At 41.5% G+C, this 10,184-nt stretch carries 7 protein-coding genes; 2 read left to right on the top strand and 5 right to left on the bottom strand.

What is annotated here, in order from left to right; all coding sequences use genetic code 11:
• Window positions 1-384: 384 nt before the first annotated feature.
• Together gltB and KO525_RS13075 are read left to right on the top strand one after the other, a co-directional pair.
• Entirely contained in the window at window positions 385-4,839 is a 4,455-nt protein-coding gene (gltB, locus tag KO525_RS13070; RefSeq protein ID WP_215964277.1) for a glutamate synthase large subunit, read from the top strand.
• A 15-nt stretch (window positions 4,840-4,854) separates the two neighbouring features.
• Window positions 4,855-6,261, top strand: coding sequence for an FAD-dependent oxidoreductase (locus KO525_RS13075; RefSeq protein WP_215964268.1), 1,407 nt, complete (start codon window positions 4,855-4,857; stop codon window positions 6,259-6,261).
• A gap of 81 nt (window positions 6,262-6,342) precedes the next feature.
• Here KO525_RS13075 and KO525_RS13080 read toward each other — a convergent pair whose 3' ends face one another.
• From KO525_RS13080 to KO525_RS13100, 5 genes are all read right to left on the bottom strand, one after another.
• A complete protein-coding gene (locus KO525_RS13080; protein WP_215964269.1) occupies window positions 6,343-6,873 on the bottom strand; it encodes a hypothetical protein in 531 nt (176 codons plus the stop codon).
• Between the two features lie 107 nt (window positions 6,874-6,980).
• Window positions 6,981-7,391: an energy transducer TonB gene (locus KO525_RS13085; RefSeq protein ID WP_215964270.1), complete on the bottom strand. Its 411-nt coding sequence runs from the start codon at window positions 7,389-7,391 to the stop codon at window positions 6,981-6,983.
• 48 nt (window positions 7,392-7,439) lie between these two features.
• On the bottom strand, window positions 7,440-7,928 hold the full coding sequence (locus KO525_RS13090) for a GNAT family N-acetyltransferase (protein ID WP_215964271.1): 489 nt from the start codon (window positions 7,926-7,928) through the stop codon (window positions 7,440-7,442).
• A gap of 40 nt (window positions 7,929-7,968) precedes the next feature.
• Complete coding sequence (locus KO525_RS13095; protein ID WP_215964272.1) at window positions 7,969-8,622, bottom strand: peroxiredoxin-like family protein; 654 nt, start codon at window positions 8,620-8,622, stop codon at window positions 7,969-7,971.
• Between the two features lie 77 nt (window positions 8,623-8,699).
• Window positions 8,700-9,593, bottom strand: a complete 894-nt coding sequence (locus KO525_RS13100) for a mechanosensitive ion channel family protein (protein ID WP_215964273.1) — start codon at window positions 9,591-9,593, stop codon at window positions 8,700-8,702.
• Window positions 9,594-10,184 lie beyond the last annotated feature (591 nt).

Here is a 10,184-nt window from a genome sequence, read left to right on the forward strand (position 1 = left end):
ATTCTGACCAGATCAATGCTAATGTGAGTAATACTATTCAATATTAAAAAATCTTATTTGGTTGATTACTTTTATTAAAATATGCACATTTCTGTAAATAAATTACAGAAAATACTGACATAACACCAAATCAACACCATAATCACTCTAACTTATGAAATTTTATTTCTTCTTATTTAGAGTATTTATCCTATTTTGATATTGACCTGATGCGTAAATCTGGTTATGTTGTTCGGCCGTTTGAATTTTATAACCATAAAAGTGAATTTAAATTCACATCATGCAGCTACACAACAACATTAACAGGTGAAATACACCGGCTACTGCAAGGTTAGGAAGGAGGATACCAGAGTGAACAACAATGGTTCTAAACAGATTCAGCTAATGCACAACAGCCAAGACGTTCGCGAGAACTGTGGTTTTGGTTTAATTGCACACCTTGAAGGTGAAGCGAGTCACAAAATTGTACGCACTGCCATTACGAGCTTAGACCGTATGCAACACCGTGGAGGCATCTCTGCGGACGGTAAAACAGGTGATGGTTGTGGATTATTGATCCAAAAACCTGACGCGTTTTTTCGCGCGATAGCTGAAGAGCAAAATTGGCATCTAGGTAAAAAATACGGCGTAGGCACGATATTTTTAAGCCAAGATCCTATCAGGGCAGCAAAAGCAAAAGAGATCATCCAACAAGAAATCGAAAACGAGATGTTGGAACTTGTCGGTTGGCGCGTTATGCCGACTAATAAGGAAGTTCTCGGCCAAATTGCCGCTGATCAATTGCCTCAAATTGAACAAGTGTTTATCAATGCACAACCAGGCTGGCGTAAGAAAGACTTTGAACGCCGCTTATATATGGCAAGACGCCGTATTGAAAAACAACTGTTAGACGATCCAGATTTCTACATACCGAGCCTTAGCTGTTTAGTTACAGTCTATAAAGGGCTAGTGATGCCTAAAGATCTGCCTAAATTCTATTTAGATTTAGCAGACATTAGAATGGAAACTGCAATTTGTGTATTCCACCAACGTTTCTCAACGAACACCACTCCGCAATGGAAACTTGCGCAGCCGTTCCGTTATTTAGCGCACAATGGTGAAATCAATACCATCAAAGGTAACCGTCAGTGGGCAGAAGCTCGCGAGTACAAATTCCGTTCGCCTTTGATCCCTGATCTTCAAGACGCAGCACCATTTGTCAGTAAGACAGGTTCAGACTCAGCATCTCTTGATAATATGTTGGAGCTATTTTTAGCCGGTGGTATGGACTTGTTCCGTGCTATGCGTCTATTAGTGCCACCTGCATATCAAAATCATCCTAAAATGGATAACAAGCTTAAAGCATTCTACGAATTTAATTCCATGCATATGGAACCGTGGGATGGCCCAGCCGGTATCGTTTTAACCAACGGTCGCCACGTAGCTTGTAACTTAGACCGTAATGGTCTTCGTCCAGCTCGTTATACGATTACCAAAAATAAGATCCTGACGTTAGCGTCGGAGTCTGGCATTTGGGATTACACCCCTGACGAAGTTATTGAACAAGGTCGAGTTGGCCCTGGACAAATGTTAGCGGTTGATACTTATGTAGGTAAAGTGTGGCACTCGGATGAAATCGACAACGATTTAAAAGAACGTTTACCGTATGAAGAATGGTTGAAGAAAAACATCAATCATTTAAAACCGTTTGAAGAGTGTGATGGCAACGAAATTGGTCAACGTCTATTTGATGACGAAACCCAAGCTGTCTACCACAAACTGTTTAATTACTCGTTTGAAGAAATTGACCAAATCATTAAGGTTCTTGCCAAAGATGGGCAAGAAGCCACTGGCTCTATGGGTGACGACGCCCCTATGGCCGTTATGTCGAAGAAAAAACGTAACTTCTATGACTACTTCCGTCAGTTATTTGCGCAGGTAACAAACCCGCCAATTGACCCGTTACGTGAAAGTCATGTTATGTCTTTGGCAACCTGTATTGGTCGTGAACAAAACGTGTTTAACGAAACGTCTGGTTATGCCAACCGTGTGTTATTCCAATCGCCTGTGCTGATGTACACCGACTTGGACCAATTACGTGAATACGATGAAGAACACTACCGTACAGAAACAATTTCAATATTGTTCAACCCAGAACAAACCGACCTGAAATCGGCAATTGAGGCAGTTTGTACTCAAGCCATTGAAGCGGCTCGTGATAGAAATGCAGCGATATTAATTTTATCTGACCGCGCGATTGAAAAAGGTCTCGTACCAATCCCTGCAGCTATGGCTGTTGGTGCAGTACAAAATGCGTTAGTCACAAACAACTTACGCTGTGATGCCAATATGGTTGTCGAAACAGCTTCAGTTCGTGATTCACATCACTTTGCTGTGTTATTAGGTTTAGGCGCAACTGCTATTTATCCTTACATGGCCTATGAAACCGTTGAACAGTTTGTCGAAAACGGCAGCATTGATATTCCTGTTAAACAAGCGGTTTTAAACTACCGTAAAGGCATCAATAAAGGCCTTTACAAGATTATGTCGAAAATGGGTATCTCAACGATTGCAAGTTACCGTTGTTCTAACCTATTTGAAGCCGTTGGTTTAAGCACAGAAATCATGGAGTTGTGTTTCCCTAACATCACTTCAAGAATTGAAGGTGCAAGCTTTGACGATGTTCATCAAGATTTGATGCAACTAGGTAAAATTGCGTGGTTGAAGCGCAAAACAATTGATCACGGTGGACTATTAAAATACGTTCATGGTGGTGAATACCATGCCTATAACCCAGACGTTGTAACTACTCTGCAAACAGCAGTTAAGTCTGGCGATTACGGCGACTACCAGAAATTTGCTCAGTTGGTAAATGGACGTAGTCCTGCGCACTTCCGTGACTTGATGCAACTGAAACAGCAAGACTCAATCTCGATTGACGATGTTGTACCAGCTAAGAATTTATTCCCTCGTTTTGATACTGCCGCCATGTCGATAGGGGCATTAAGCCCTGAAGCTCACGAAGCTCTGGCTCAAGCGATGAATAAATTAGGCGGGTTCTCTAACTCTGGTGAAGGTGGTGAAGACCCTCGCCGTTTTGGAACCGACAAAAACTCACGTATTAAACAAATCGCGTCTGGCCGTTTTGGTGTAACACCTCATTACTTACGTAATGCTGATGTACTACAAATCAAAGTTGCTCAAGGTGCAAAACCAGGTGAAGGTGGACAATTACCAGGTGATAAAGTAACAGCTGAAATCGCGAAACTTCGTTTCTCGGTGCAAGGTGTTACGTTAATCTCACCACCACCACACCACGATATCTATTCAATTGAAGATTTAGCTCAGCTTATTTTCGATTTGAAACAGGTTAATCCAAAAGCACTAGTGTCCGTTAAACTCGTATCTGAACCGGGTGTTGGTACGATAGCCACCGGTGTTGCAAAAGCAAATGCTGATTTAATCACGATTTCTGGTTTTGACGGCGGAACCGCTGCAAGTCCATTAACATCGGTTAAATATGCTGGTAGCCCTTGGGAACTTGGCTTGTCTGAGACTCACCAAGCGCTAGTAGAAAACGGCCTGCGTCATAAAGTTCGCGTCCAAGTCGATGGCGGTTTAAAAACTGGTCTAGACGTAGTTAAAGGCGCTATTTTAGGCGCGGAAAGCTTTGGTTTTGGTACCGGACCTATGGTTGCGTTAGGCTGTAAATTCCTACGTATATGCCATCTAAATAACTGTGCGACTGGTGTTGCAACTCAAGACGAAACACTGCGTAAAGAATATTTTGCTGGCTTGCCAAAAATGGTTGAAAACTATTTTGTGTCGATGGCACGTGAAGTACGTGAAATCATGGCTTCATTAGGTATAGCTAAGTTTGAAGACTTAATTGGTCGTACTGACCTACTAGAGATTTTATCTGGTGATACCAAGAAACAAAATAAATTGGAATTACGCGGTATTTTAGCGTCCAGTGGTGTTACGTCAGAATTCCCAAGTTACTGTGTGGCAGAAAATACGCCATTAGATAATGGTGCCTTGAATCAACTTATCGTAGCTGACACCAAAGATATGGTCGCAAATAAGACAGGTGGTTCTCTGCACTATGACATTCGAAATACTGACCGCTCTGTTGGCGCGACGCTTTCGGGAGAAGTTGCAGATCATCACGGAAATCAAGGTATGGCGACAGACCCTATTTCAATCACCTTTACCGGAACAGCCGGTCAAAGCTTTGGTGTTTGGAATGCGGGTGGCGTTTATCTTCGTCTCATTGGCGACGCCAATGATTACGTGGGTAAAGGTATGACCGGCGGTATTTTGACGATACACCCTCCAAAAGGTGTTCGTTATATCAGCCATAAGTCAGTCATTATGGGTAATACCTGTTTATATGGTGCAACAGGCGGCAAATTATTAGCTGCAGGCTGTGCTGGTGAACGTTTTGCAGTACGAAATTCAGGAACGATTGCCGTCATTGAAGGCGCAGGCGACAACGCTTGTGAATACATGACAGGCGGTGTTGTTGTCGTACTTGGTGAAACAGGCGTCAACTTCGGTGCAGGTATGACAGGCGGATTCGCTTATCTACTTGATGAAGATAATGACTTAGCACAACGTTTAAATGGCGATTTAATCGAATCATTAGATATCGATATGCCAATTCATATTGAAAATCTTCGCGGATTAATCAACGACCACTTTGAAGAAACGCAAAGTGAACGTTCACAACATATTTTAGCGAATTTTGAAGAATGGTTACCTAAGTTTAAACTTGTTAAGCCAAAAACGTCAGACGTCAATCAATTGTTAGGCCACCGCCATCGCTCATCAGCTGAGCTGCGTGTGCAGGCGATGTAGGGTGAGGAATTAGACATGAGTCAAAACGTATATCAATTTATCGACGTAAAACGAATCGACCCAACTAAACACCCAGTTAAGGTGCGTAAAGAAGAGTTTATAGAAATCTATCAACCTCTTAACGAGCCTCAAGCTAAAGGCCAAGCCGACCGTTGTTTAGATTGTGGTAACCCATATTGTGAATGGAAATGTCCAGTACATAACTACATTCCACAATGGTTAAAACTTGCTAATGAAGGCAAAATTATTGAAGCGGCTGAATTGTCGCACAAAACCAATAGCTTGCCGGAAGTATGTGGCCGAGTATGTCCTCAAGACCGTTTATGTGAAGGCGCTTGTACGCTTAACGACGATTTTGGTGCAGTTACTATCGGAAGTATTGAAAAATACATTACCGATACTGCATTTGAGATGGGCTGGCGTCCAAGCATTGAAGGTGTAGAGAAAACCGACAAACGTGTTGCCGTAATTGGCGCAGGTCCAGCTGGACTTTCTTGTGCCGACGTATTAATACGTAACGGTGTAACGCCAGTAGTATTTGATAAATACGAAGAAATCGGTGGTCTTCTGACCTTTGGTATTCCTTCTTTCAAATTAGAAAAAGAAGTCATCACACGTCGTAGAGAAATCTTTGAATCGTTAGGTGTCGAATTTGTTCTAAATACCGAAGTGGGTAAAGACATCGAATTCCAAACATTATTAGACGAATACGATGCAGTATTTTTAGGTGTTGGTACGTACAAAAACTTAAAAGGTGGTTTCCCTAATGAAAACGCACCTGGTGTATTTGACGCATTGCCATACTTAATTTCAAATACGCGCAAAGTCATGGGAAAAAATGATGATTGCATCGACTTTGAAGGTAAAAAAGTCGTTGTTCTAGGTGGTGGTGATACTGCAATGGACTGTGTCCGTACTGCGATTCGCCAAGAAGCCACTGACGTTGTTTGTGCCTATCGTCGTGATGAAGCGAACATGCCAGGTTCTGCACGTGAAGTTCAAAATGCCAAAGAAGAAGGTGTTGAGTTCATGTGGAACGTGCAACCAATTTCAGTAGAAATTGACGCCGATGGCAACGCTTGTGGTGTTAAATTTGTTAAAACTCAACTTGGGAAACCTGATGCTAATGGTCGTCGCCGTCCAGAAGCAATTGAAGGTTCTGAGCACATTGTTGAAGCAGATGCCGTTGTCCAAGCTTTTGGTTTCCAACCACTTAATCTTGAATGGTTAACGCCATATGGGGTTGAGCTTACGGCTTGGAATACCATTAAGGCACAGGAAGACTCGCCATTCCCGTACCAAACATCTAACCCTAAAATCTTTGCTGGCGGCGATATCGTCCGTGGTGCAGATTTAGTTGTTACGGCAATAGCTGAAGGCCGCAAAGCTGCTGAAGGCATGTTGGACATGTTAGAAGTTTAATAACGGTTTCTAAATCCTTAAAAAACGCGCTCTGGATAACATTGCGCGTTTTTTTATGTCTGTAATTCTGATACCAATGATTTAACGTCGGTCTTTCACTAGCTGCTGCCTCAACGCATTTAACGCTTGTACTGAAAAACCTCTGTCATAAAAATAAGATATCATGCCCGACTTATCTAACAAAACGACCCGAGCATTATTACCGTTTTCATTGCCGGTAAACTGCTGAACCTTTTCTCCATCGTTGTAAACCGTAATGACGCCCTTCCAAAGTTCTTTTGGGATCCCTTTGCGCATACCTTCATCAATTAATGGACTGAACATTCTAGGAAATAAGCCTTGGATGGTTGGAATTTCATATACGTCAACAAGTGTTTCTGTCATATCCAAGCCGATTAGCCATCGGTCGATATCAAACTGTGATGCCTGTTTATAGCCGATAAGCAATAGGGTGTTGTTGCCACTGAAATGTTTTGGGATCTCGATGAGTTCATCGGACAGGCTAGTCCCTTCGACCAATGGAAAAGCTTTGCCTAGTATTTGCTGATTTTGATAAGTGGTTGAACAAGCTTGTAATAATAACGTTAGAAAACTGATTAATAGGTACTTCATAACACACCAAGTTTTAGGAATTTAATGGCTATACGTATGAACCTCAAAAAAAGCCCATAAATATTTTTATTTATGGGCTTTCAGACTTAATCTAATTTTGAATTTTATTAGCCTAGTCTAAAATCAAGCCTAACGTTTAAACACTTTGAAGAAACGGTTTTCCCATCTTCCACTGCGGGCTTATAGCGCCATTTAGACAACGAAGCTTTGGCTGCAGAAACAAACAAATCTGATGGATAAGATTCAGTTACCCTGATGTTGCTCGTTTTGCCATTTTTGGTGACATCAAAATCCATGACCACATATCCGCCTAACCCGGCTCTTGCTGCTTTAACAGGATATTTAGGTTCGACCCGGATAATTGGAGTAACACTCGGGTTTTGCTCTTTATTAGCGTCACACAGCGATGCAGTTTTGATTGTGCCATTAGCAACTGAGCTAGTTGTTGGCGCTGAATTAGTCGTCGCGCATCCCGACAAGCCAAGTGTGATAACAGCAATTATTCCACATAATTTCATTGGTACGTTCGTCCTTAAATATTTAGAATTGTCTAAGCTAAATGAGGTTCAGGTAAGTTGCAAGTGTAACGTCGGCAACATGCGTCCGGGAATACTGCCAGATTCCAATTTACCAGACAGCGTCATGCCCATTGCCAAATAAAAACCTTCCGCGTTTGGATCACTTTGCACAGTGATTGACTCGGCGCGATATGATTTAGCCTGCTCGACAACGTCACAGAACAACTGCTTACCAATTCCAAATCCAATAAACTCAGGGTCAATGAATAAGGCGTCGAGTGAAATATCTCGAAGATGAGTGTTTTCCAAAATTGAGAAACCAACAACCTGTCCGTCGAATTCAGCTACACGATAGACAAAGTTCTCGCGTGCTAGTTTCTCCTTAGACTGTGACAGCTCTTCAACGCAGTCTGCCATAAACTGTTGGTCGTAACCCCAATGGGCTTTTGACTTCAATGCAATGTTTGTAAGCACACTCGCCTCAACGAGTTTGGCGTTCCTAACTGAGGCTTGTAAGTTTAAATTGAGATTAGTCATTACTTATTATCAAATGTTAATACAATTATATAACCGCAGGTCACTTCATAGACTTTATAGATTGCATTGCCTGTTTGGCGTTTTTAAGCAGTATTTGTTCATCTACTCGAACCTGATATTTCGGGCTGATATATTGATAATGCACTTTACCTTTTTGGTCAAAAATATACACCGCCGGAACCGGCAAGGAAACTCGTGAATCACCATTAATATCGATAAACGGCACACCAAGTTTATTGCGGTATTTTGCTTCAACATCTTTATCTAAAAAGTACGCTAATCCTAACGCCTTTGACAGTTCAAGTTTGTTGTCCGTTAATAATGTGTAGCTAATGCCATCTTGTTGTTTCATGTCCTTGATGTTTTTGTTCGAATCAGGGGATACCGCAATAAGTTGAAAACCAAGTGCTGTTAACTGCTTTTCAATTTTCATCAAACGATTTAACTGCGCGTTACAATAAGGGCACCAACCCCCGCGATAAACAATAAGAATCGTGGGTTTGCTGGACAATACATCATCGGTACACACCGTTTTCTGGTCGATATCCTCTAAACAGACATTATCCAAAGCTTGCCCGCGCTTCATAGGTTTAACAAACTCTTCTGCTTCGGCAATACCAATATGTTCAACGCTTGCGGCAATAGCCATAAACGAAGAAAAAACCAATAATGTTGCGATAAATATCTTATTCATTGAATCAACTCCGTTTACTAAAGTAACTTGGGACAGGTGCGATGAAAGTTCAACTAGCCCTATCCCAAAATTGTTAATTATGCTGCATTGCCCGAGACAATATGTATATCTCTTTGCGGGAATGGGATCTTGATATTGTGTTGGTGCAACAACTCATAGATCATTTTGTTCGTCTCAAAACGCGTTGTATGCAATCCTACCGTTGCCGTCCAAAGTCTGATGCCGATGTTTATCGAACTGTCAGCAAATTGGTCTATGCCAACCTCAGGCGCTTTATTTGAGCTTACAACATCCATTTCTGCTAATGCTTTTTGGATTAACTCAACCACTTCAAGTGGGTTATGGCTGTAATCAATGCCTACCGACAACTCTAGCAAGGTATCTGATTTTGAATTATGCAGAATTTCACCAACGATATGTTTGTTAGGAATTATGATTTCAGCGCCATCCTCATCAACAACGATGGTGTAAGCAAGCAGCACTTCCTGAACTACTCCGGTAACACCCTGCACGGTCAAGGTATCGCCAACAACAAAAGGACGGATCATGATGATATTAAATCCAGCCGCATAGTTGGCTAATAATCCCTGCAATGCCAAGCCAGCACCTAATGACGCAGCACCAATCGCAGCAACAAACGGGGTAACACTGATCCCTAACTTGCCTAATGCAATAATAAGCACCATAACAACAAACAACATTTTAGATGTGTTTGATAAAAATCGACTCAACGTAATGTCTAGTTTATTGCGTTCACAAATGGCTAAAACCATATTGCCAACTTTACCGGCAATTATGTATCCGATGATAAAAATGATAAATGCGCCAACGAGTTGAAAGCTATAGTTTGTAAAAAACTCGATCATGATGTCGTAAATTTTGGCCACTTGATCTATTTCGTTTTTTAAAAGATCTGCTGCGGCAAGTGATTCTTGTGATTGTTGCTTAACCACTTCAGTAGTTGAATCCATGGAGTTACCTATTGATTACCAAGACTAATATAACAGAGTAGCGATTCAATCTTCTGCCTGCAAGGCAAACAATCCAACTTAACTTCCTCTGCACTTGGTTGGAGGTTCTGAATATCGCTTAGGCTCGACTAATTTTACAAGCTAGGGAATGACGTTTTACTTTCTGAAATTATGAGCCAATTTAAAGCGGATTATGAAATTCCTCTGCACTTGGTTGGAGGTTCCTAATATCGCTAATGCTCTTTTGGAATGACGTTTTACTTTCTGAAATTATGAGCCAATTGAAGGCGGATTATGAAATTCCTCTGCACTCGGTTGGAGGTTCCTAATATCGCTTAGGCTCGACTAATTTTACAAGCTAGGGGATGACGTTTTATAGAAAGAATCGTCATTCCAAAATCGCCCCAGCGATATTTGGAATCTCCAACAATCGACTCTGAAAGTAAAAATATTTTGATGCGCTATACACTGGTGTTACTAGCAACATTCAAGCATTCTTTTGTGTGAACTATGACATTCCTCTGCACTTGGTTGGAGGTTCCTAATATCGCTTAGGCTCGACTAATTTTACAAGCTTGGGAAAGACGTTTT

This window comes from Psychrosphaera sp. B3R10 (assembly GCF_018861025.1).
Lineage (GTDB): Bacteria > Pseudomonadota > Gammaproteobacteria > Enterobacterales > Alteromonadaceae > Psychrosphaera > Psychrosphaera algicola.